At 70.2% G+C, this 21,481-nt stretch carries 19 protein-coding genes, 1 tRNA gene and 1 riboswitch; of the genes, 13 read left to right on the top strand and 7 right to left on the bottom strand.

Translation table 11 applies throughout. The features are described 5' to 3' along the window. Positions 1-224: 224 nt before the first annotated feature. Positions 225-3,170 (top strand): transglycosylase domain-containing protein, encoded by a 2,946-nt coding sequence (locus tag ACZ7N4_RS05485; RefSeq protein WP_471354047.1) that lies wholly within the window; start codon positions 225-227, stop codon positions 3,168-3,170. A 34-nt stretch (positions 3,171-3,204) separates the two neighbouring features. On the opposite strand, the gene sugE is transcribed toward ACZ7N4_RS05485, so the two are convergent. The 3 genes from sugE to ACZ7N4_RS05470 form a co-directional block, all read right to left on the bottom strand. Beyond that, positions 3,205-3,525 carry a quaternary ammonium compound efflux SMR transporter SugE gene (gene sugE / locus ACZ7N4_RS05480; protein ID WP_471354045.1) on the bottom strand — a complete coding sequence of 107 codons (321 nt, stop codon included), beginning with the start codon at positions 3,523-3,525 and terminating at the stop codon, positions 3,205-3,207. A gap of 34 nt (positions 3,526-3,559) precedes the next feature. Next, positions 3,560-3,632, bottom strand: a riboswitch (guanidine-III (ykkC-III) riboswitch). Between the two features lie 47 nt (positions 3,633-3,679). Then, positions 3,680-4,039 (bottom strand): GroES family chaperonin, encoded by a 360-nt coding sequence (locus ACZ7N4_RS05475; protein ID WP_014672972.1) that lies wholly within the window; start codon positions 4,037-4,039, stop codon positions 3,680-3,682. Positions 4,040-4,062: 23 nt separating this feature from the next. Continuing rightward, positions 4,063-4,392, bottom strand: a complete 330-nt coding sequence (locus ACZ7N4_RS05470; RefSeq protein ID WP_471354043.1) for a DUF3618 domain-containing protein — start codon at positions 4,390-4,392, stop codon at positions 4,063-4,065. Between the two features lie 115 nt (positions 4,393-4,507). On the opposite strand from ACZ7N4_RS05470, the gene bcp reads away from it, so the two are divergent. The 4 genes from bcp (at position 4,508) to ACZ7N4_RS05450 (ending at position 6,528) form a co-directional block, all read left to right on the top strand. After that, complete coding sequence (gene bcp, locus ACZ7N4_RS05465; protein WP_471354041.1) at positions 4,508-4,975, top strand: thioredoxin-dependent thiol peroxidase; 468 nt, start codon at positions 4,508-4,510, stop codon at positions 4,973-4,975. Between the two features lie 143 nt (positions 4,976-5,118). Next, the gene (locus ACZ7N4_RS05460) at positions 5,119-5,781 is read left to right on the top strand and encodes an HNH endonuclease signature motif containing protein (RefSeq protein ID WP_471354039.1); all 663 of its coding nucleotides are present in this window, start codon (positions 5,119-5,121) and stop codon (positions 5,779-5,781) included. Continuing rightward, on the top strand, positions 5,778-6,437 hold the full coding sequence (locus ACZ7N4_RS05455) for an HNH endonuclease signature motif containing protein (protein WP_471354037.1): 660 nt from the start codon (positions 5,778-5,780) through the stop codon (positions 6,435-6,437). Before ACZ7N4_RS05460 ends, ACZ7N4_RS05455 begins: the two co-directional genes overlap by 4 nt. Positions 6,438-6,452: 15 nt before the next feature. Further along, a tRNA-Leu gene (locus ACZ7N4_RS05450) sits at positions 6,453-6,528 on the top strand. Between the two features lie 56 nt (positions 6,529-6,584). Here ACZ7N4_RS05450 and rdgB read toward each other — a convergent pair. Then, the gene (rdgB, locus tag ACZ7N4_RS05445; RefSeq protein ID WP_471354035.1) at positions 6,585-7,187 is read right to left on the bottom strand and encodes an RdgB/HAM1 family non-canonical purine NTP pyrophosphatase; all 603 of its coding nucleotides are present in this window, start codon (positions 7,185-7,187) and stop codon (positions 6,585-6,587) included. Between the two features lie 101 nt (positions 7,188-7,288). Then, a complete protein-coding gene (locus tag ACZ7N4_RS05440) occupies positions 7,289-8,623 on the bottom strand; it encodes an SGNH/GDSL hydrolase family protein (protein WP_471354033.1) in 1,335 nt (444 codons plus the stop codon). Between the two features lie 166 nt (positions 8,624-8,789). Here ACZ7N4_RS05440 and ACZ7N4_RS05435 point away from each other — a divergent pair, with 166 nt between their 5' ends. Further along, positions 8,790-10,133, top strand: a complete 1,344-nt coding sequence (locus ACZ7N4_RS05435; protein WP_471354031.1) for a DUF445 domain-containing protein — start codon at positions 8,790-8,792, stop codon at positions 10,131-10,133. An 82-nt stretch (positions 10,134-10,215) separates the two neighbouring features. Further along, complete coding sequence (locus tag ACZ7N4_RS05430; RefSeq protein ID WP_471354029.1) at positions 10,216-11,766, top strand: MFS transporter; 1,551 nt, start codon at positions 10,216-10,218, stop codon at positions 11,764-11,766. A 373-nt stretch (positions 11,767-12,139) separates the two neighbouring features. Here ACZ7N4_RS05430 and ACZ7N4_RS05425 read toward each other — a convergent pair whose 3' ends face one another. Next, positions 12,140-12,646, bottom strand: a complete 507-nt coding sequence (locus ACZ7N4_RS05425; RefSeq protein ID WP_471354026.1) for a hypothetical protein — start codon at positions 12,644-12,646, stop codon at positions 12,140-12,142. A 331-nt stretch (positions 12,647-12,977) separates the two neighbouring features. Here ACZ7N4_RS05425 and ACZ7N4_RS05420 point away from each other — a divergent pair, with 331 nt between their 5' ends. After that, the gene (locus ACZ7N4_RS05420) at positions 12,978-13,928 is read left to right on the top strand and encodes a GlxA family transcriptional regulator (RefSeq protein ID WP_471354024.1); all 951 of its coding nucleotides are present in this window, start codon (positions 12,978-12,980) and stop codon (positions 13,926-13,928) included. A gap of 10 nt (positions 13,929-13,938) precedes the next feature. Here the strand turns inward: ACZ7N4_RS05420 and ACZ7N4_RS05415 are convergent, their stop codons facing one another. Continuing rightward, the gene (locus ACZ7N4_RS05415; RefSeq protein ID WP_471354021.1) at positions 13,939-14,244 is read right to left on the bottom strand and encodes a hypothetical protein; all 306 of its coding nucleotides are present in this window, start codon (positions 14,242-14,244) and stop codon (positions 13,939-13,941) included. A gap of 149 nt (positions 14,245-14,393) precedes the next feature. Here ACZ7N4_RS05415 and ACZ7N4_RS05410 point away from each other — a divergent pair, with 149 nt between their 5' ends. The 5 genes from ACZ7N4_RS05410 to ACZ7N4_RS05390 all read left to right on the top strand — a co-directional run bounded on the left by ACZ7N4_RS05410 (position 14,394) and on the right by ACZ7N4_RS05390 (position 21,470). Continuing rightward, a complete protein-coding gene (locus ACZ7N4_RS05410; protein WP_471354020.1) occupies positions 14,394-14,816 on the top strand; it encodes an Hsp20/alpha crystallin family protein in 423 nt (140 codons plus the stop codon). 377 nt (positions 14,817-15,193) lie between these two features. Beyond that, a complete protein-coding gene (locus tag ACZ7N4_RS05405) occupies positions 15,194-15,673 on the top strand; it encodes a DUF2267 domain-containing protein (protein WP_471354018.1) in 480 nt (159 codons plus the stop codon). 223 nt (positions 15,674-15,896) lie between these two features. After that, entirely contained in the window at positions 15,897-17,423 is a 1,527-nt protein-coding gene (locus ACZ7N4_RS05400) for an ATP-binding protein (protein WP_471354016.1), read from the top strand. Positions 17,424-17,476: 53 nt separating this feature from the next. Beyond that, positions 17,477-18,451: a PD-(D/E)XK motif protein gene (locus ACZ7N4_RS05395; RefSeq protein ID WP_471354014.1), complete on the top strand. Its 975-nt coding sequence runs from the start codon at positions 17,477-17,479 to the stop codon at positions 18,449-18,451. A gap of 40 nt (positions 18,452-18,491) precedes the next feature. Next, the gene (locus tag ACZ7N4_RS05390) at positions 18,492-21,470 is read left to right on the top strand and encodes a Z1 domain-containing protein (protein WP_471354012.1); all 2,979 of its coding nucleotides are present in this window, start codon (positions 18,492-18,494) and stop codon (positions 21,468-21,470) included. Positions 21,471-21,481 lie beyond the last annotated feature (11 nt).

The raw sequence follows: 21,481 nt of genomic DNA, 5'->3' as shown, positions 1-21,481 counted from the left end.
GGCCCAAGGGCACCGGCGCGGGCGCGACCTCCGGTGACGCTTCGACGCCCGGTCGTGGTCCGGCGTCCGGCGGAGGCTCGGCTTCCGGGCGTGGTCCGGCGTCCGGCGGAGGCTCGGCTTCCGGCTCCGGCAAGGGCACCGCAGGCCAGGGTCCCGGTGGCAAGAAGTCGGCCGACACCAGTGGCCGGGGTGGGTCCGCGCAGACGTCGGCCGAGAGTACGCAGGTGCTTCGGCGTATCACCCCGCCCAAGGCACCGAAGGCCGGGAACACGGGCGACACCGCCCAGGCGCCCGAGACCACGCAGGTGCTCCGGCGGGTCAACGCGCCCCGCGAGGGCGAGCCCGGCGGCCCCGGTGCCGCCGCCGCGAAGCCGGACGCCTCCGGCCGTCCCCCTCGCCCCACCGTGCCCCGCCCCGCCGGCGAGAACCGTGCCACCCAGGCCGGTGCCGGTGCTGGTTCCGCTGCTGGTGGTGCGGGTGGCGGTGCCGCCGGCTCCTCTCCGGCCGCCGCCCGTGCCGCCCGTGCCGCGCGGGCGGCCGGAGCCGCCGGAGCCGGCGCCCAGGCCGCCGCGTCCGCGTCCGGCGCCGGTGCCACCGCCGCGTCCGCAGCCGGTGCCACCGCCGCTTCCTCCCCGGCCGCCGCCCGTGCCGCCCGCGCCGCCCGGGCGGCCGGAGCCGCTGGTGCCCAGGCCGCCAAGACCGGCGCCACGCCCGCCGCCGCCTCTTCCCCCTCAGCCCCCGCCACCCCCTCCACCACCTCCCCCGAGGACAAGACCACGCTCCTCGCCGCAGCCGACGCCGACACCCCCGCCGGCAAGGCGGACGGCAAGGCCAAGAGCAAGAAGGGCAAGCGGCCCAAGCGGACCGGGTGGCGGCGGATCTTCCCGACGTGGCGGATGGTGTTCGGCACCCTCTTCATCGGCGTACTGCTGGTCATCGGGCTGTTCTTCGTCGGCTACTCCCTGGTGAAGATCCCGCCCGCCAACGCCTTCGCGACCAAGCAGAGCAACGTCTACCTCTACGCCGACGGCTCCCAGCTCGCCCGCGACGGCAAGGTCAACCGCGAGAACGTCAGCCTCGCCCAGGTCTCCAAGGACGCCCAGCACGCCGTACTGGCCGCCGAGGACCGCGACTTCTACTCCGAGTCCGCCGTCGACCTCAAGGCCATGATCCGCGCCGGCTGGAACACCGCGACCGGCAAGGGCAAGCAGTCCGGCTCGACGATCACCCAGCAGTACGTGAAGAACTACTACCTGGCCCAGGAACAGACGGTCACCCGCAAGGCCAAGGAGTTCTTCATCTCGATCAAGCTCGACCAGAACAAGTCCAAGGACGAAATCCTGGAGGGCTACCTCAACACCAGCTACTTCGGCCGCAACGCCTACGGCATCCAGGCCGCCGCCCAGGCCTACTACGGCAGGGACGCCTCCGACCTCGACCCGGCCCGCGCCGCCTACCTCGCCGCGCTCGTCAACGCGCCGAGCGAGTACGACGTCGTGGCGCACCCGGAGAACAGGAAGGCCGCCGTCGCCCGCTGGAACTACGTCCTCAACGGCATGGTCACCAAGGGCTGGCTCAGCGAGTCCGAGCGCGCCGGCATGAAGTTCCCCATGCCGAAGGAACAGACCATCTCCACCGGCCTGTCCGGCCAGCGCGGCTACCTCGTCGAGGCGGTCAAGCACTACCTGACCACCAACAACATCATCGACGCCGACCACCTCGCGGCCGGCGGCTACCGCATCACCACCACCATCCAGAAGAACCGGCAGGACGCCTTCGTCAAGGCGGTCGACGACCAGCTGATCTCCAAGCTGGACAAGAAGAACCGCAAGGCCGACACCTACGTCCGGGCCGGCGGCGCCTCCGTCGACCCCAGGACCGGCAAGGTCGTCGCGATGTACGGCGGCATCGACTACGTGAAGCAGTACACCAACGGCGCCACCCGCGGTGACTACCAGGTCGGCTCCACCTTCAAGCCGTTCGTGTTCACCTCCGCCGTACAGAACGGGTCCACCACCCAGGACGGCCGCACCATCACCCCGAACACCGTCTACGACGGCACCAACCAGCGCCCCGTCCAGGGCTGGAGCGGCGGCGGCTACGCCCCCGAGAACGAGGACCAGCGGTCGTACGGCCCGATCACCGTCCGCAAGGCCACCGACCTCTCGGTGAACTCCGTGTACGCGCAGATGGCCGTCGACGTCGGCCCCGCCAAGGTCAAGCAGACCGCGATCGACCTCGGCGTCCCCTCCGACACCCCGGACCTCCAGCCGTACCCCTCCATCGCCCTCGGCACCGCCACCGCCAGCGTCCTGGACATGGCGGAGGCCTACGCCACGCTCGCCAACCACGGCAAGCACGGCACGTACACCCTGGTCGAGAAGATCACCAAGGAGGGCACCCAGGAGGTCAAGCTGCCCGACGAGCCGGCCAAGCAGGCCGTCAGCCGCGAAGCCGCCGACACGACCACCTCGGTCCTGCGGAGCGTGGTCCAGAGCGGCACCGCCACCGCCGCACAGGCCGCCGGCCGTCCGGCGGCCGGCAAGACCGGTACCGCCGAGAGCGACAAGGCCGCCTGGTTCGCCGGCTACACCCCCGACCTGGCCACGGTGGTCTCCGTCATGGGCCAGGACCCGGTGACGGCCAAGCAGCAGCCGCTGTACGGGGCGCTCGGCCAGGCCCGCATGAACGGCGGCGGCCCGCCCACCCAGATCTGGGCGCAGTACACGCGCAGCGCCCTGAAGGGCAAGCCGGTCAGCGACTTCGACCTCCGGCTGGAGCAGGGCGCCGACGTGGTCCAGGAGCCGCCCGCCACCAGCAGCGCCACGCCGGGCACCGACGGCGGCACGACCGACGGCGGCGCCACCGCCACCCCGACCGACGGCGGCGCGACCTCCACCCCGACCGACGGCGGCACCACGAGCACCCCGACCAACGGCGGCGCCACCACCGACGGGGGCGCCACCACGGACGGCGGTCCGACCACCGACGGGGGCGCCACCACCGGGGGCGGGGACACCACGACCGGCGGCGGAACCACCACCGGCGGCGGGACACCGGGCGGCGGTACCACCGGCGGCGGACCCACCACCGGCGGCGGCACGGCCGCGGACGGAGGCGGCGGAACCACCGGCACCGACACGGGCCCCGGAGGATTCCCCGGCACCTGACCCGACGCCGACCCCGGCGGTGACACCGCCGCCGTCAATGGCCGCTGGTCGCCTTCAGCCCCACCACGGCGACCAGCAGCAGACACACGAAGAAGATCCGGGCGGCGGTGGCCGGCTCACCGAGCACCACCATGCCGAGCACCGCCGCACCGGCCGCGCCGATGCCCACCCACACCCCGTACGCCGTACCGATCGGCAGGGACCTCGCGGCGTACGACAGCAGCACCATGCTGGCCACGATGCCGGCGCCGGTGAACAGGCTGGGGACGAGACGGGTGAAACCCTCGCTGTACTTCATCCCGATCGACCAGCCGACCTCCAGCAGACCGGCGACGACGAGCAGAACCCAGGCCATGACAGGCACCTCCGAGACGCGGTGAACTCTTCGGGGTGCGTCGTCTTTGCCTTCGACCCGGTACGGCGCGTCTCGTCGGGCTCCTTCCGAACATAACAAAGGCATGCCGAAGAGGGCCGGTGACCATCGTCACCGGCCCTCTTCGCCATGCCTCCTACAGGTACAGCCCCGTGGAGTCCTCCGACCCCTCGAACCGGTCGGCGGCGACGGCGTGCAGGTCACGCTCGCGCATCAGCACGTACGCCACACCCCGCACCTCGACCTCCGCCCGGTCCTCCGGGTCGAACAGGACGCGGTCACCGGGCTCCACCGTCCGGACGTTCTGACCGACGGCGACGACCTCGGCCCAGGCCAGCCGCCGCCCGACCGCCGCGGTGGCGGGAATCAGGATGCCGCCCCCCGACCGCCGCTCGCCCTCACCCGTCTCCTGCCGCACGAGAACCCGGTCGTGCAGCATCCGGATGGGGAGCTTGTCGTGGTGGGGAGTGCTGTGCTCGTTTCTGTTGGCGCTCACGCCTCGAACCTACCCCGCCCCGGTCAGTCCCGGCGCCGCCGGGCCCCCAGGGCCAGCAGCCCCACGACCCCGACGACGACCAGGGCGACCGGCACGACCCGCTCCAGGCGCGGCGCCCCCTCGTCGTCCACGAATCGCGCCCGGACGTCGCTGACGACCCGGTTGACCTGCACGTACGCCCGTCCGACCGTGTGGTCGACATGGGCGACGGCCTTGGCCTTGGCGTCCCCGACGATGGTCTTCGGATGCACACGCACCCCGATCTCGTCGAGCGTCTCGGCCAGCACGTCACGACGGCGCCTGATGTCCGCCTCGATCTGCGCCGGGGTTCTGGTGTCCGACGTGTCCGCCACCGTACGGCCTCCGAAGTCTGCGGGAAGTCTGATGATGCTGGTTGATGGTGTTCTCGAACAGTCTGTCAGCTCACGGCCGGACCGCACCGCAAGGCCCCCCGGTTACGCTGGTCCGATGAGCGAGCGACTCCAGCCCGGGGACGTGGCCCCCGCCTTCACCCTCCCCGACGCCGACGGCAACGAGGTGTCCCTGTCGGACCACAAGGGCCGCAAGGTCATCGTCTACTTCTACCCCGCCGCCCTGACTCCAGGCTGCACCAAACAGGCCTGCGACTTCACCGACAACCTGGAGGTCCTGGCCGCCGCCGGCTACGACGTCATCGGCATCTCCCCCGACAAGCCGGAGAAGCTCGCGAAGTTCCGCGAGCAGGAGTCCCTGAAGGTCACCCTGCTGGCCGACCCCGACAAGCGGGTCCTGGAGGCGTACGGCGCCTTCGGCGAGAAGAAGCTGTACGGCAAGACGGTCGTCGGCGTCATCCGCTCCACGGTGGTCGTGGACGAGGACGGCAAGGTCGAACGCGCCCTGTACAACGTCAAGGCCACCGGCCACGTCGCCAAGATCCTCAAGGACCTGGGCGTCTGACCCACCCGCCCCACGAACGGCCCGCACCGGAAACCCCCGGCGCGGGCCGTTTTCCGTATCCGTGATTCCGGGCGTGACTGTCCGATAACCGGTTCGTTACTCCGTACGGGCGGCGAACGCCCGCCCGGAACGGAGGGGCTTCGGTGGGGGCCGGCACATACACGAAGGAACGACTGGAGACGGCGGCCCGCGGGGCACGGACGCTGTCGGAAGCCCTGGAGCGGCTGGGGGTGGATCCGAGGAGCCCGGCACGGCGCTACGTGCTCGGGCGGATGAAGAAGCTCGGGGTGGACGTCTCGCACTTCGAACGGGAGGGGGTGAAGTGGACCAGGGAGGTCCTCGAGCGGGCCGTGGCCGCCTCCACGAACATGTGCGAGGTGCTGCGCCACCTCGGCCTGGAGGTCGTCGGCGGCCATCACACGCACATCAGCCGGAGGATCAGGGCGTACGGGATCGACACCTCGCACTTCACGTCCGTGGTCCGGACCGAGCGGATGCGGTACAACCAGCGCCGCCGGACTCCCGAAGAGATCCTTGTCGAGAACACGTCGGCGCATGCTCCGCGCATTCCGAGCCGGCGGCTCAAGAGGGCGATGATCGAACTGGGTGTGGAGGAGCGCTGCGCCCTGTGCGGTACCGAGCCGGTCTGGCTCGGCGAGCGACTCCCGCTGGAGGTCGACCACGTCGACGGCAACTGGCGGAACAACCGCGTCGGGAACCTGCGGTTGCTCTGTCCCAACTGCCACTCGACCACCGATACCTACCGAGGGCGTGGCAAGGGCAGTGCCCGGGCAGGTGCCGTATGAGCGGCGGGGTGCAGTACACGCGTGAGCGGTTGGCCGAGGCGGCCGCGCAGTGCTCGGATCTTGACGAGGTCATCGCCTTCTTCGGGACCCGGCCGTACGGCCGACTCCGCAGGTACCTCGTCCATCGATTCGCTCACTTCGGTATCGACATCTCGCACTTCTCGCCCACCGGGAGGCAAGCGCGACCCGCGCCGGAGGAACTGCGGACGGTGGTCGATGAGTCGGCATCCATCGCCGAGGTGTTTCGCCGCATGGGTCGCACCGACAACGGTCGCCAACGTGCGCTGCTCCGCGAGTGGATCGCCGAAGATGGCCTTGACGCCACCCATTTCCTCGGCCAAGCACATCAGCGAGGGAAGCCGGGCACGAATGCCAAGCGGCCGGAAGCTGTCCTGGTGCGGCATGACGGTGGGAACCGGATCGCGACCACACGCCTCCGGCGTGCGCTCCGGGAAGTAGGCGTTCCTGAGCGATGCGCCAGGTGCGGGGTCGGCCCCGAGTGGCACGGCAAGCCGATGACGCTGGAGATCGACCACATCAACGGGGACTGGCGCGACAACCGACAGGAAAACCTGCGGCTGCTGTGTCCCAACTGCCACGCGATCACGAGTACCTGGTGCAGAGGTGGTCGGCGAGACGCGCGCAGCGCCCAGTAGAGTAGGCACCGCTGAGGGCCCGTACCCCAGCTGGCCAAGAGGGCGCCGGTTTAGGTCCGGTGTGTCGTGGGTTCGAGTCCCACCGGGCCCACAGGAGAAAAGGCCTACGCACCTTCGATCTGAAGGTGCGGGGCCCCCTCCGTAAAGTCAGCCCAACAACTCCCGCACCACCGGCACCAACGCCCGGAACGCCTTCCCCCGATGGCTGATCGCGTTCTTCTCCTCCGGGCTCAGCTCGGCGCACGTCCGTGTCTCGCCCTCCGGCTGGAGGACCGGGTCATAGCCGAAGCCGTTCGTGCCGGCGGGGGTGTGCCGCAGGACCCCCCTCAGCTGCCCCTCGACCACCCGTTCCGTGCCGTCCGGCAGGGCGAGCGCCGCCGCGCAGGCGAAGTGGGCGGCGCGGTGTTCCTCGGAGATGTCGGAGAGCTGGGCCAGCAGGAGGTCCAGGTTGGCCCGGTCGTCGCCGTGCCGGCCGGCCCAGCGGGCGGAGAAGATGCCGGGGGCGCCGTTCAGGACGTCCACACAGAGGCCGGAGTCGTCGGCGACCGCGGGCAGGCCGGTGGCCTGGGCGAGGGCGTGCGCCTTGAGGAGGGCGTTCTCGGCGAAGGTGACGCCGGTCTCCTTGACGTCGGGGACGTCCGGGAAGGCGTCCGCGCCGACGAGTTCGTGGGGGAGTCCGGCTTCGGCCAGGATGGCCCTCAGCTCGGTGATCTTTCCGGCGTTGCGGGTGGCGAGGATCAAGCGGGTCATGTCCGCCAGTATTCCTCGCCGCCCGGCTCCCGCCGTGCCCCGCCCCGCTCAGGCCCCCGCCGTGCCCCGCCCCGCTCGGGTTCCCGCGGTGCCCGGCCCGGTTACAGCTCCGCCTGGCCCGCGCCCTTCAGGGTGCGGAGGTCGAAGACGTCGGCCATGGTGCGGTAGCCCAGGTCGCTGGGGTGCAGGTGGTCGCCGGAGTCGTACTCGGGGCGCAGTCGGCGTGGGTCGTACGGGTCCCGGAGGGCCTTGTCGAAGTCGACGACCGCGTCGTAGACGCCGCCGGCCCGGATCTCGGCGTTGACCTGCCGGCGTACGGCTTCCCGGGCGGGGGTGTAGCCGCGGTGGCCCTGGAAGGGCATGAGGGTGGCGCCAACGACCTTCAGGCCGCGGGCGTGGGCCTGGCGGACCAGGGTGCGCAGGCCGGTGACGATGCGGTCGGGGTCGGCGAGCCTGGGGTTGCGCAGGATGTCGTTGACGCCGAGGTCGATGACGACGACCTTGGCGCCGGTGCGGGAGAGTGCGTCCCGGCCGAAGCGGGCGAGGCCGCTCTGGTTCTCGGCGGGCCGGCCGAGGCCGTCGGCGAGGACCTGGTTGCCGCTGATGCCTTCGTTGACGACGCTGTAGCGCGGCAGTTGCCGTCCTTCCTCCAGTGCGCCGCGGAGGCGTCCGGAGAGGACGTCGGGCCAGCGGCGGTTGGTGCCGGTGGTGGAGGTGATGCCGTCGGTTATGGAGTCGCCGAAGGCGATGACGGTGCCGGCGGCTTCGTTGCTGAGCACGTCGAGGGCGGTCAGGTAGCGCCAGTAGGGGGTCTGTCGGGTGTAGGGGGTGCCGGTCGCGTCCTCGGTGCGGTCGCCGTCGGCGACGTACGAGATCTGCCGGGCGTGCGGGTGGTAGGTGACCGGTCCGGAGGGGGTCGGGGAGTAGGTGGTGACCAGGATGTCGGCGCCGTGGGGGAGGGTGACGCGTACGGCGTCGCTGACGGCTTGTCCGCCGGCGGGTATGACGACGTCGGTGCTGCCGCCGAAGGTGAGGCGCCGCATCGTTTCCGCGTCGGCCGCCGCGGTGCCGTCGCCGGTGGCGAGGGCGAGCGAGGCGTGGGTGATGGTGAGGGCCGACTGGCCGTAGAGGTTGGACAGCGTGATGCGGGCACCCGTACCGCCGGCGCTGGTGTGCACCACGTTGCGGACCGAGTGGCCCGCGAGGCCGGTGGTCTCGGTGCCGGGTTCGCCGCCGACGGGGGCGGTGGCCCAGGCGCCGACCCAGGTGCCGGTGGAGGCGGGGGCGGCGTGGGAGTCGCGGTGCGGACTGCCCGCGGCGAGGGTGCTGCGGGGGGTGCCGTCGTCGGCGGCAACGGTGACGTATATGCCGGCGGACACCGCGATGACCAGGGCGATCAGCGCTCCGAGTACCGCATAACCATGACGCTTGGCCACTCTTGTGTTGTTCTCCTCGGGAGATGGGAGCCTGGGGCTCCGATCTTGCTGCTCCCATGATGCGTCATGGGCCGGGGCGGCCTGACAGGACCCTGCCATTGCCGCCCTTCAGACAGACGCCGGGAACTCTCGTTTCGTTCCGGGAGTCGGTCAGGAAGGGACAATTGTGTGCGGGATCACCGAGCGGGTGGAGCTGATGGAACGTACCGAGACGGGAACACCGGAGCGGGGCGCGTCGTACAGGACGATGACGGCGTTCACCCCGGCCGACGAGGAGCGCCGGCGCGGGGTGCGGCGGATGAAGCTCACGGCGACGGGTCTGCTGCTGTTCGTCGCGGTGGTCTACGTCTTGGCGAAGACGGCCGGCGGTGCGGGCGCGGGGCCGTGGGCGGACTATGTCGCGGCGGCGGCCGAGGCCGGCATGGTCGGTGCGCTCGCGGACTGGTTCGCGGTGACGGCCCTCTTCCGGCATCCGCTGGGGCTGCCCATCCCGCACACCGCGATCATTCCGACGAAGAAGGACCAGCTGGGGATCTCGCTCGGTGAGTTCGTGGGGGAGAACTTCCTTTCCCAGGACGTCGTGCGGCAGCGGTTGCGCGCGGTGGGCATCGGCAGTCGGCTGGGTGCCTGGCTGGCGGAGCCCGAGCACGCGGACCGGGTGACGGCGGAGCTGGCGACGGCGCTGCGCGGTGCCCTGACCGTGCTGCGGGACTCCGATGTGCAGGCGGTCGTCGGGGAGGCGATCAATCGGCGGGCCGGTGCGCAGGAGATCGCGCCGGGGATCGGGAAGACGCTGGAGAGGATCGTCGCCGACGGCGGGCACCGGCGGGTGGTGGACCTGGTGGTGTCGCGGGCGCACGACTGGCTGGTGCTGCACCGGGACGACGTGATGGTGGCCGTGGAGGGTGGGGCGCCGGGCTGGACGCCGCGGTTCGTGGACCGGAAGGTCGGTGAGCGGGTCTACAAGGAGTTGCTGCGGTTCGTCACCGAGATGCGGGACATGCCGACGCATCCGGCGCGGGGCGCGCTGGACCGTTTCCTCACCGACTTCGCCTCCGACCTGCAGTCCGACACGGACACGCGGGCGCGGGTGGAGCGGCTCAAGGGCGAGGTGCTGGGGCGCGGGGAGGTGCAGGATCTGATCGCGTCCGTGTGGACGGCCGTACGGTCGATGATCGTGGCGGCGGCCGAGGACGAGCGCAGCGAGTTGCGGCAGCGGGTGCGGGCCGCGCTGCTGTCCCTGGGGTCGCGGATGGCGACCGAGGCGAAGGTGCAGGACAAGGTCGACAGCTGGGTGGAGGGCGCGGCGGTGCACGTCGTGACGACGTACCGGGCGGAGATCACTTCGTTGATCACGGACACCGTGGCGGGCTGGGACGCCGAGCACACCACTCGGAAGATCGAGGCGCACATCGGCCGTGACCTGCAGTTCATCCGTATCAACGGCACGGTGGTGGGGTCGCTGGCGGGTCTGGTGATCTACGCGGTGTCGCGGGGGCTGGGGGCCTGATCGGACTGTTCCGGTGTGCGCCCGGTGTGCGCCCGGTGTGCTGAGGGCACCCGTTATCCCGCCTCGACGTGGAGGGAGCCCCATGAGCGCAGCAGCCGAAGCGCCGTCGCCGGAGACCGGCCGGACCATCACCACGAACATTCCCGCCCGACTCGACCGTCTGCCGTGGTCCCGCTGGCACTGGACGATCGTGATCGGGCTGGGGACCGTGTGGATCCTCGACGGCCTGGAGGTCACGGTCGTCGGCAACATCGCCAGCCGGCTGTCGGAGCCCGGCAGCGGTCTGTCCATCTCTTCCGGGCAGGTCACCGGCATCGCCGCCGCCCTGTATGTGGCGGGTGCCTGTGTGGGCGCCCTGTTCTGGGGCCGGCTGACCGATCGTTTCGGCCGGAAGAACCTGTTCATGATCACGCTGGCGGTGTACCTCGCGGCGACGGCGTTGACGGCGGTGTCCTGGGAGGCCTGGTGGTTCTTCCTGTTCCGCTTCCTGACCGGTTTCGGTATCGGCGGTGAGTACGCGGCGATCAACTCCGCGATCGACGAGCTGATCCCGGCCGACTACCGCGGCCGGGTCGACCTGGTCATCAACGGCAGCTTCTGGCTGGGCGCGGTGGGTGGTTCGCTGCTGTCGATCGTCGCCCTCGACACCGACCTGCTGGCGGCGAACGTCGGCTGGCGCCTCACCTTCGCGCTCGGCACCGTCCTGGCCCTGGTCATCCTGCTGGTACGACGGCACGTCCCGGAGAGCCCGCGGTGGCTGCTGATCCACGGCAGGGACCGGGAGGCGGAGGAGATCGTCACCGGCATCGAGCGCCGGGTGGAGGAGGAGCGGGGCGAGCGGCTGCCGGAGCCGGAGGGTGAGCTGGAGATCCGCCAGCGCAAGAACGTCACCTTCCTGGAGATCGCGCGTACGGTCTTCGGCCAGTACCGCAAGCGGGCGGTGCTCGGTTTCTCCCTCTTCATCGGCCAGGCGTTCCTGTACAACGCGATCACCTTCGGTTTCGGCGCCATCCTGACCAAGTTCTTCGACGTGCCCGCCGACCGCACCGGTTACTACTTCGCGGTGATCGCGATCGGCAACTTCTGCGGTCCGCTGCTGCTGGGCAAGCTGTTCGACACGGTCGGCCGCCGCGTGATGATCTCCTCGACCTACCTGCTCTCCGGTCTGCTGCTGTTCGGCACGGCGTGGCTGTTCGGCCGGGGCTCGCTGAGCGCGGGCACGCTGACGGCCTGCTGGTGCGTCGTGCTGTTCTTCGCCTCGGCGGGTGCCTCCAGCGCCTATCTGACGGTGTCGGAGATCTTCCCGATGGAGACGCGGGCGATGTCGATCGCCTTCTTCTACGCCATCGGCACCGCGGCCGGCGGTATCAGCGGCCCCCTGCTGTTCGCGGACCTCACCGGCACGGGCCGGGTCGGTGACACGGTCCTGGCCTTCTGCATCGGCGCGGCGCTGATGTGCGCGGCCGGCCTGGTCGCGGCGGCTCTGGCGGTCCGGGCCGAACGCCGCTCCCTGGAGGACGTCGCCCGCCCGCTGACGGCGGTGGCCGGCCGGGCGAAGGCGGCGGCGCGGAACACCCGGCCCGGCAACCGGGGCGGTGGCCCGGCGGCTCCGCCGGCGGCGAGCCGGCCGTAGGGGCCGGGTTCGCGGACCACTGTCCTGGCCGGCTTCTTCCCTCCGGCGATGGCGTGGCACGGGCGAGGCCTCGCGGCGGGCGGCGGGGGACGGACGCCGCCCCGGTGCGAGGCCTCGGCGGGCGGTGGGAAGCCGTGTCTTTCGCCTGGTGTGAGGTCTCGGCGGCGGGCGTGAGTGTCGTCCGGTGTGCGACCGCGGCGGCGGGTGGCGGCGGCGAGCCGTGATTGTCGCCTGGGGCGAGGTCTCGGCGACGGGTGGCGGTGGCGGGCGGTGACTCCCGCCCGGAGTCCCGCCCGGAGCCTCGACGGGGTGACTCCCGCCCGGAGCCTCGACGGGGTGGCGGCGGGCCGTGTCTCTCGCCCGGCGGGCGACCTCAGGCGCCGGTGGTGGAGCCGGGCCGGACGATCATCAGGACGGTCACGGTGGCCCAGAGCAGGTTGAACAGTCCGGTGACCATGGCGAGCCGCGCGGTCGGGGCGGGCCTTCCTTCGAGGAGGGCGGTCTGGGCCGGCAGCACCAGCGCGACGAGGACGAGCGCGGCGAGTGCGGTGAGGGCGATCGACACGATCAGCCAGGCACTGCCGAGCACGCCCATCTCGCTCGCGGTGGCGAACCCGAAGACGGGGACGACGACGCCTACGACGGCGTAGACGCGGCAGATCCGGTGCAGCAGCCGGAGCGTCCCGCCGGCGTCCGGCTCACCAGGCCCGATGCCGACGACGCCACTGCCACCGCCACCAGCACCGACCCCGGCCCCGACGCCGGCTCCGGCGGTCAGGACGCGGCGGGCGGCGGGCGGGAACATGCTGGCGGCGACGGCGACGGGACCGACGGCGAGGATCGCGGCGATGACGTGGACGGCGAGGAGGAACTTGGTCACAGGGGGACGGTAGGAGCGGCGGAGACGGCGGAGGAGTGGCAGGAGTGCCAGGCTCCGACGGATTCTCGCCAGGAAGCGTGTTCACCAGGGCACATGCTCGCCTGGACGCATGCTCCCCTGCCCGGAGTCCCGCCTGCCGGGAGTCCCCCTGCCCGGAGTCCCCCTTCCCGGAGCCCCGCCTGCCGGGCCCCCTCCCGGAGTGCCGCCTTCCCGAATCTCGCCTGCCCGGAGTCCCGCCTGGCCGGATTCTCCCCCGGGCCGAAGCGAAGCCCTCCCCCGCATACCGGGAGCCCGTGTTGGCGAGACTCCGCCGTACCCCTACCCTCTCGCCATGCACACCGTGGCCGTACTGGCGCTGGACGGCGTCATCCCGTTCGACCTCTCCGCCCCCGTCGACACCTTCGGCTGGGCCCGGCTGCCGGACGGCCGGGAGCCGTACCGGATCCGGGTGTGCTCGGTGCGGGAGGAGGTGAGCGCGGGTGCCTTCACGGTCCGGGCGCCGTACGGCCTTCAGGCGCTCGCGGAGGCCGACACGATCATCCTGCCCGGGGTCGCGGACCCACCGGAGTCCCTGCCGCCCGGGGTCACCGAGGCGCTGCGCGCGGCGGCGGCGAACGGTACCCGTATCGCGTCGATCTGCGTGGGGGCGTTCCTCTTCGCGGCGACGGGGCTGCTGGACGGCCTGCGTGCGACGACGCACTGGATCGCGGCCCCGGAGCTGGCCCGGCGTCATCCGGGGGTGACGGTGGACCCGAACGTCCTGTACGTCGACAACGGCCAGTTCCTGACGTCGGCGGGCGCCGCGGCCGCCCTGGACATGTGCCTGCACATGATCCGCAGGGACTTCGGCTCGGCGGTGGCCGCGCACGCGGCCCGGATGTCCGTGATGCCGCTGGAGCGGGAGGGCGGCCAGTCCCAGTTCATCGTCCACGACCTCCCTCCGGCCCCCGCGGGCACCACCCTGGAGCCCCTCCTGACCTGGCTGGAGGACCACTGCGACCGCGATCTGACGCTGGCCGGGATCGCGGCGGAGGCCGGCATGAGCACCCGTACCCTCAACCGCCGTTTCCGGGAACAGACGGGCACCACGCCGCTCCAGTGGCTGCACCGGGCGCGGGTGCGGCGGGCCCAGCACCTGCTGGAGACCACAGCGCACCCGGTGGAACGGATCGCCGTCCAGACGGGCTTCGGCTCACCGACGGCCTTCCGGGAACGGTTCCGGAGGGTGGTGGGGACGAGCCCGCAGGCGTACCGGAGGTCGTTCAGGTCGGGTGTGTCGTAGCGGCGCGTTCTCAGGCGCTGCGACGGTCGGCGACGGCCCAGGAGGCGAGGGCGACGGCGCCGGCGACACCGAGGACGGACGGCCAGGCGCCGACCTTCTTGGCGAGCGGGTGGGACCCGGCGAACGCGGCGACGTACGCGGCGCTCAGCGCGCCCGCGGCCTTCCCGCCGGCCCGCGCCCGCCACTGCTGCGCGGCGGCGGCACCGGCCGCCGCCAGGACGACCCCGCCCAACTGCCGCTTCTTGGTCCAACGGGCGACGCCGTAACCCCCGACGAGCCCGGTGGCGGCTACGACCGCGCTGGGAACCTTGGCCATGTGTGCCTCCTCGTATCGGCATCGAGGCTAACGCGCGGGCGCGTGGAGGCCGTCAGCCTGAGCCGAGGCTTGTCAACTTTCCCGCGCAGAGCTATATAAATAGCCGTAGGGCATCGCACCCCAGTCCCTGAGGAGAGGAGTGACCTGTGATGCTCATGCGTACGGACCCGTTCCGCGATCTCGACCGGCTCACGCAGCAGCTTTTCGGCGCGACCGCCCGCCCGGCCGCGATGCCGATGGACGCGTACCGCTCGGGGGACGAGTTCCTGGTCCACTTCGACCTTCCCGGTATCGACCCCGAGTCGATCGAACTCGACGTCGAGCGCAACGTCCTCAACGTCCGGGCCGAGCGCCGCAACCCCGCCCCCGAGGATGCGGAGATGCTGGTCGCCGAACGCCCCACGGGCACCTTCACCCGCCAGCTGTTCCTGGGCGAGACCCTCGACACGGACCGCATCGACGCCTCGTACGACGCCGGCGTCCTGACCCTGCGCATCCCGGTGGCCGAACAGGCCAAGCCGCGCAGGATCCAGATCAGCGGGGGCGACGACCGCAAGCAGATCAGCGGCTGAGCCGACAGCCCCAGGACAGGGGCCGACCACGGCCGGCCTGCCCCACACGCAGGCCGGGACCGACCGCGGCCGGCCCCACCGTCCCACCCCCGTCCACAGCACTGCGCATCCACACGCATCCACGCGCACGCGTCCCGCGGCCGGAGCGGGCCCGGGACGCGGCGGCCTGCCCGGATACACGGGCCTCTTGGCCCACACCACTCGACACAGCTCACGAAGGCCACCCACGCCCCCGCAGCAGGCCCGCCATCGACGCCCCCACCCGACCGCACGACCCCACCGGCCGCAGCTTGGCCGAAGTCGCGCTCATGCCCGCCGCGTTACGGGGTAACCGGCATTCCGGTGCCCCGAAGTGTCCCGGAGGAGGAGCCACCACGATGACCGTGACGACCACGCAGCCCAGAACCACCATCGCCACCCCGTCCCCGCGCCCGCACGCCAAGGGCGAGGCGGAGAACGCCGACTGGCTGGCGCTGATCGAGGCGGTGCGTGACGCGGGCCAGTACCCGACGAGGGCGGAGGCGGAACGCGTCACCCGCATCGTCCTCTCGGCCCTCGGCGGCCACGTCACCGGCGACGAACGCGTGGCCCTGGCCCAGGCGCTCCCCCGCGAGGCGGGCAGCGTGATCGCCTCTCAGATCCCCGCGACCCGCCCCCTGACGGCCCGCGAGTTCGTCGAATCGGTGGCCACCCGCATCGAGGGCTCGACCCCGGCAACGGCCCGCTGGGACGTCAGCTCGGTCCTCAGCGTCCTGTCGACCCACATCGGCGAAACGCTGACCACCCGCGTCCTGACCCAACTCCCCACGGGCTACGCCCTGCTCTTCGGACGGGCGGAGCTGGCAGCGACGGTGTAGGCACTACGAAGGTCCGGGCGCCGCACCGCGCGGCGCCGGGCCTCGCCGACCGACGGCGTCTTCCGGCTTCGCCGGCAGGAGCCGCAGACACCGGTGAACCTGATGCGCCACGGCGTCGTTCCGGACGCGGAGTTCCCGCCTCCGGTCGACTACGGTCACCTCCTCGTCGCATGATGACGATGCCCGACTTCAGGGCAGCGGGCACTCGGCGAGAAGGCAGGTCATGGTCAGCGAGTGGCAGTTCGAAGTCCCCACGACCGGCAGCAAGCGGCTGCCACCCGACGGGCGCTACATGGAAGCGCTCAGCAGTCAGGGCTACGGCTTCGAAGCGGCCATCGCCGACTTGGTGGACAACTCCCTCGATGCGGGGGCGGCGAATGTAGTCATCCACTTCCTGCGCGACGGTGACCAGCTGGTCAGTCTGGTGATCGTCGACGACGGCAAGGGGATGAACGAAGACGAGCTGGACGTGGCCATGACGGTGGGTGGTCGTCGTGGCTATGCCAAGGGGTCGCTCGGTATGTTCGGCACCGGCTTGAAGTCCGCGTCGCTGAGCCACGCCGAATCGGTGACAGTGGTGAGTCGCACCAAGCGCACCCGTCCCGTCGGCCGGCGCTGGCTGATGGAGCACGCCAAGCAGAGCTTCGAGTGCGACATCATCGATCCCGACTTCGCCCAGGACTTCGTCGACTTCTACCAGGGACGACCGATCGGGTTCCAAGGCACGATCGTCCGATGGGACGGTGTCAAGGACTTCCCCAAGCATGGCGGTGGAGGCCAGACCGACCGTTATCTGCACCGCACCGTCAACAAATTGGGCCTGCACCTGGGGCTCTGTCTGCATAGATTCCTGGCCCGGGACGACTTCCACATCACCATCTCCGTCCAGGACGTCCGGACCGGCTTCGAATACGCGAACTACGGAGTGGAGTCGCTCGACCCGTTCGGCTATCCGGTTTCGGGAGACGCGGGTTACCCGAGCACATTCGTAGCCGAAACGGATTCCTTGGGGTCCATCGATCTGCGCGCCCATGTCTGGCCGCCGCGTTCCTCCCTCGACGAATACAAAGCCTTTGGTTCCGTCGTCGATCGGGAAGGTTTCTATTTCTACAGGAACGACCGCCTCGTGCAGGCCGGAGGGTGGAACAACTATCGTCAGCCGGAGCAGCACCTGGCCCTTGCCCGGGTGGCGGTCGACCTCCCGGACGACCCCGAAGGGGCGGTCTTCCGGCTCACCGTGAAGAAGGAGGGGGTGCAGGCGTCACCTGAGTTCACGGCAGCTCTTGACAACGCCAAGGATGATCAAGGGCGTACGTTCGGCGCATACCTCTCGGATGCCGAGCGGGTTTATCGAGAGGCGCGGAAACGAGCCGGTGTCACGCGCAAGGCCGCCGTTCCGCCGGGGCGTGGCGTTGATCCGCAGGTACGCCAGGTGATCGAGGAGGAACTGCCGTTGCTCCACGAGGAACCATTGCAGTTCCGCTGGCAGAAACTCCCCAACGACAGATTCTTCGAGATCGACCAGGAAGCCCGGGTCCTCCTGCTCAACCAGCACTACCGCGCCGCGCTGCTCGGTGGCCGCAGCGGTTCGCTCAACGACGCCCCGATGGTCAAGGCGCTGATGTATCTGCTGATGCAGGACGCGTTTCAGCGTGAGCGGCTGGGGAGCCGACTGAAGGACAACATCGAACTCTGGCAGTCCATTCTCGTCGCCGCCGCACGTACGGAGCTCGATCGGGTGGCCGACTGATGGGGGGCCGAGGAGGTGGAGCCGAGAATGCCCTGGGCACGACCGACTCGGCCGTGGAGACATCCACAGTCGAACTGCCCTGGACGACGGTGGAGCACTACCTTGGACGCGGGTTGGGAGCCAGCTATCGGCTCTCGGGCATCGACGAACCGCTGGTCTCCTACGAGATCGCAGACGCGGGACGCGGTATCGCCCTGCACGTCGAACTCGCGGGCCGCCACCAAGCCCCGCGCTCACCGCTGGCGGCCGTCCGCATCGACCGGGTTCTCCACGGCGGCCGGCGCCTGGCGCGCGTCACGACCTCGGAACCCGAACTGCTCCGGGACTTCCATGACCTTCTGCTGGCCGTGGCGGACCGCATCGTCGTCGACGGGCATGGTCTGGCACGGGCCTTCGACGAGACGGTGCACGGCTGGAGCGCTCTCCTGGGAAGACCTCGTGGCCTCTCACGGGAGAGGCGTCTGGGGCTCCACGGCGAACTTGCCGTACTGGTGAGGGTGGCCGAGACCATCGGATGGCAGGCGGCGCTCGACGCCTGGGTGGGGCCGACCGGTGAAGAGCACGACTTCGCCCTCGAATCGACGGACCTGGAGGTCAAGACGACTGCCTGGGAACGCCGTAGGCACACCATCCACGGTCTGGGGCAGCTGACGGAGACGGCCGGGAGGCCGCTCTGGTTCGCCTCGTTGCGCCTGACCCGAGGCGGTGCCGGCGGGCGCACCCTCGCGGACTCGGTGAAAGCCACGCGCGATGCGGCCGCCGCCGAGAGCATCGCCCTGGGACGACGGCTGGACGCACTGCTCGATGCCGTGGGCTGGGACGTCGAACAGCCGGACGACGAGCGTTGGACGCCACGCGACAGCCCTCTGGTGATGCGGGCGGCCGACATGCCTCGTCTCACGGTGGACGACCTGCCGGAAGACGCCGTCGGGCGCATCGACACGGTGAAATACGTGGTGGACGTCACGGGGTTGTCGTCTGTCGGACAACTGCCACCACTGGAACTTTCCGATCTACCGCTCCCCTGACCCATGACGCCCGGCACCCACCGGCACCCCGAGGAAACACATGACCGACAGCTCCACCGACGCCCTTCTCCTGCAGGTGCTCGACGCCGCTCTCGCGGACATGCGCACCAGCCGCCCCAAGAATCTCGAGCGCGCACTGGGCTACCAGGCGGAGAGCCTCTCTCCGGAGGCCGAGGATCTGGCACGTGAGGACGTCGTGCGCGCGGCGTTGGAAAGATCCCATCCCACGGATCCTCTGGTCGAGGCGTGGCGCAGGAAGCTGACCGACTGGGACTTCCTGCCGGACGCTCCGTGGTCCAAGAGCGCGGAGCGAACCCAGCAGCGTCGGGACGACGTTTACAGTCTGCTCGCGTTGTCCGAGGAGACGCGCAAGCTGTTGGACAGCCTGGTCCCCGTCGCCCGGGTCGATGCTCCCGTGGTCATCAGTGACGAGTTCGTTCCGTGGTACACGCCGCAGTCGATGCAGGGGCGGTCCTGGTACTGGCCGGCCTACCGCTCCTACCTGGAGAGGAAGAATTGGGGGCCCGAGGCGGTGGCCGGGCTCGACGTCGCCACCGATTCGGTGGTCGAGCGGTTGGCCGACCCGACGCAGCCTGCCGCCTACCAGTCGAAGGGACTGGTGGTCGGTTATGTGCAGTCCGGCAAGACCGCCAACTTCGCTGGTGTGATCGCCAAGGCGGTCGACGCCGGATACCGTCTGGTCATCGTCCTCGGTGGGACGCTCAACATGCTCCGGGCACAGACTCAGCGGCGCCTCGACATGGAGTTGGTGGGGCGTGAGAACATCCTGCGCGGGGCGAGCGAGTACGAGTCCGACTACGCCAACGACCCGGCGTGGATCCAGGGCAAGTTCACCAGCTTCGGTGACCTTCCGTCGACCCGGGGCGGGTTCGACATCGTGCGGCTCACCACGCGGGACGACGACTACAAGAGCCTGCTGCAGGGAATCACGGCGCTCGAATTCGAGAAGCAGGAGCCGGCGCTGCCGCTTTACGATCCACGCAATCTGCATCGGTCGTCGGCGCGTCTCATGGTCGTCAAGAAGCACAAGACGGTCCTGGGCAAGCTCGTAAAGGATCTCAAGAAGATCAAGACGCCGCTTTCCGAGATCCCCGTCCTGATCATCGACGACGAGTCCGACGAGGCTTCGGTCAACACCTCCAACCTCGCGAAGCCCGACGCGGAACGCAGCGCCATCAACCAGAAGATTTCGGAGCTGCTGCAGCTGCTGCCCCGCGCCCAGTACGTCGGGTACACGGCCACTCCGTACGCCAACGTGTTCGTCGACCCCAGCGACGCGGAGGACATCTTTCCGAAGGACTTCATCGTCTCCTTGCCGCGCCCCGCCGGGTACATGGGAGCCCGTGACTTCCACGACCTCGACTCCGCGATCCCGGAGACCGAGCGTGACTTCGCCAACTCCAACGAACTGGCGCACGTGCGCAACATCACCGTGCACGACGAGAGTGGAGACGACGACTTCTGCCTGCAGCAGGCCATGGACATGTTCGTCCTCACGGCGGCCATGAAGTTGTATCGAGAGGACAAGGGAGGACTGGGGGACCGCTACTTCCAGCACCACACGATGCTGATCCACGAGTCCGTGCGCACCGACGTGCACCGCGAGCTCCTGGGCAAGGTGACCGAGATGTGGTGGAACGCGGGGTACATGGGAGAGGCCGGTCGTCGCCGTCTGCAGGAACTCTTCGAGAAGGACGTGGCACCCGTGTCGGCCGTACGCGCGGACGGACATGCCGTCCCGCCCTCGTATGAGGCACTGGCCCGGTACGTGGGTCCGGCCGTCACCCGGATCGGAGGTGACGACCGTCCGATCATCGTCGTCAACGGCGACAGGGACATCGAGACCGGCGAGGCGGACTTCGACAAGCGCTCTGTCTGGAAGATCCTCATCGGCGGCCAGAAGCTCGCTCGTGGTTTCACCGTCGAAGGGCTCACCGTCTCCTACTTCCGCCGCCGTGCGGGCAACGCCTCCACCCTCATGCAGATGGGGCGCTGGTTCGGTTTCCGGGAGGGGTACCGGGACCTGGTGCGCCTCTTCCTCGGGCGCGCGGAGACAGTGGGGACCAAGGAGATCGACCTCTACGCCGGCTTCGAGGCGATCTGTCTCGACGAGGAGAACTTCCGCAAGGAATTGAAGCAGTACGCGAAGATGATCGGGGGCAAGCCCCAGGTCACCCCCGACCAGGTGCCTCCGCTCGTTTCGCAGCATCTGCCCTGGCTCAAGCCGACCAGCCCGAACAAGATGTACAACGCGCGCCTGGTCGAGTTGCGGTCCCCGGGGCAGTGGCAGGAGCCCACGGCCTACCCGACCCGGGCGGCCGACCTTCGACACAACACCGACCTGTGGTCTCCGGTGCTGGAGTCGTTGTCCACCACGGCCATGTCGTTCGCCTATCACTTCCCGCCCGAGCCCGACCGCGACGCCGTCACCCACCGGTTCGACGCGTTCGTCGGGAGGCTCACGCCCGCCGAGTTCCTCGCCCTCGTTCATCAGGTGCGTTGGGGGGCTCCCTCGCAGTTCGCGCCCCATCTCGCGTATCTGTCCGAGATCAACGACGCTGCCTCGTCGGACGTCGAGGACTGGCTGGTGCTCGCACCGCAGCACGCCAAGCGCGGACAACGTCTGTTCCTCGGCACCGGGAACCGCTCGTACGCCTGGTTCGGGCGCGAGCGGCGACGGGGACCGCTCTTCGGCGCGCTGAGTGAACCCAAGCACCGGGCCGTGCCCCTGCGCATCGCGGGCGGTCTCGCGGACTCGGGGGATCCGAGTACCGAGGCCTTGGTCGCCCCTCGTCGGGGCGTCGTCGTCGTATACCCCGTGGTGGAGTCGAAACACCGGGCCGACATCGGCGAGGACGGCCGGCTCGCGACCGAGAAGATCACCATGGCCTTCTCCTTCGTGGCACCCGCGTCGGCTCGACGGACCGACGGTCGCGTACTGCGCTTCACGACGGTCGACTCGGGCAAGAGAGGACAGGCGATCATCGACGCACCGTGATCGAAACGCGT

Source organism: Streptomyces sp. NPDC107654, from assembly GCF_055639035.1.
The sequence above is the reverse complement of the archived record's forward strand: the minus strand, read 5'-3'. Positions and strand labels throughout refer to the sequence as shown.

Excerpts from the sequence above, each read along its gene's own strand:
- ACZ7N4_RS05430 (WP_471354029.1), top strand. The coding sequence starts at position 10,216 with ATGAGCGCAGCAGCCGAAGCGCCGTCGCCGGAGACCGGCCGGACCATC.
- bcp (WP_471354041.1), top strand. The coding sequence starts at position 4,508 with ATGAGCGAGCGACTCCAGCCCGGGGACGTGGCCCCCGCCTTCACCCTC.
- ACZ7N4_RS05420 (WP_471354024.1), top strand. The coding sequence starts at position 12,978 with ATGCACACCGTGGCCGTACTGGCGCTGGACGGCGTCATCCCGTTCGAC.
- sugE (WP_471354045.1), bottom strand. The coding sequence starts at position 3,525 with ATGGCCTGGGTTCTGCTCGTCGTCGCCGGTCTGCTGGAGGTCGGCTGG.
- rdgB (WP_471354035.1), bottom strand. The coding sequence starts at position 7,187 with ATGACCCGCTTGATCCTCGCCACCCGCAACGCCGGAAAGATCACCGAG.
- ACZ7N4_RS05390 (WP_471354012.1), top strand. The coding sequence starts at position 18,492 with ATGACCGACAGCTCCACCGACGCCCTTCTCCTGCAGGTGCTCGACGCC.
- ACZ7N4_RS05405 (WP_471354018.1), top strand. The coding sequence starts at position 15,194 with ATGACCGTGACGACCACGCAGCCCAGAACCACCATCGCCACCCCGTCC.
- ACZ7N4_RS05455 (WP_471354037.1), top strand. The coding sequence starts at position 5,778 with ATGAGCGGCGGGGTGCAGTACACGCGTGAGCGGTTGGCCGAGGCGGCC.
- ACZ7N4_RS05400 (WP_471354016.1), top strand. The coding sequence starts at position 15,897 with ATGGTCAGCGAGTGGCAGTTCGAAGTCCCCACGACCGGCAGCAAGCGG.
- ACZ7N4_RS05410 (WP_471354020.1), top strand. The coding sequence starts at position 14,394 with ATGCTCATGCGTACGGACCCGTTCCGCGATCTCGACCGGCTCACGCAG.
- ACZ7N4_RS05415 (WP_471354021.1), bottom strand. The coding sequence starts at position 14,244 with ATGGCCAAGGTTCCCAGCGCGGTCGTAGCCGCCACCGGGCTCGTCGGG.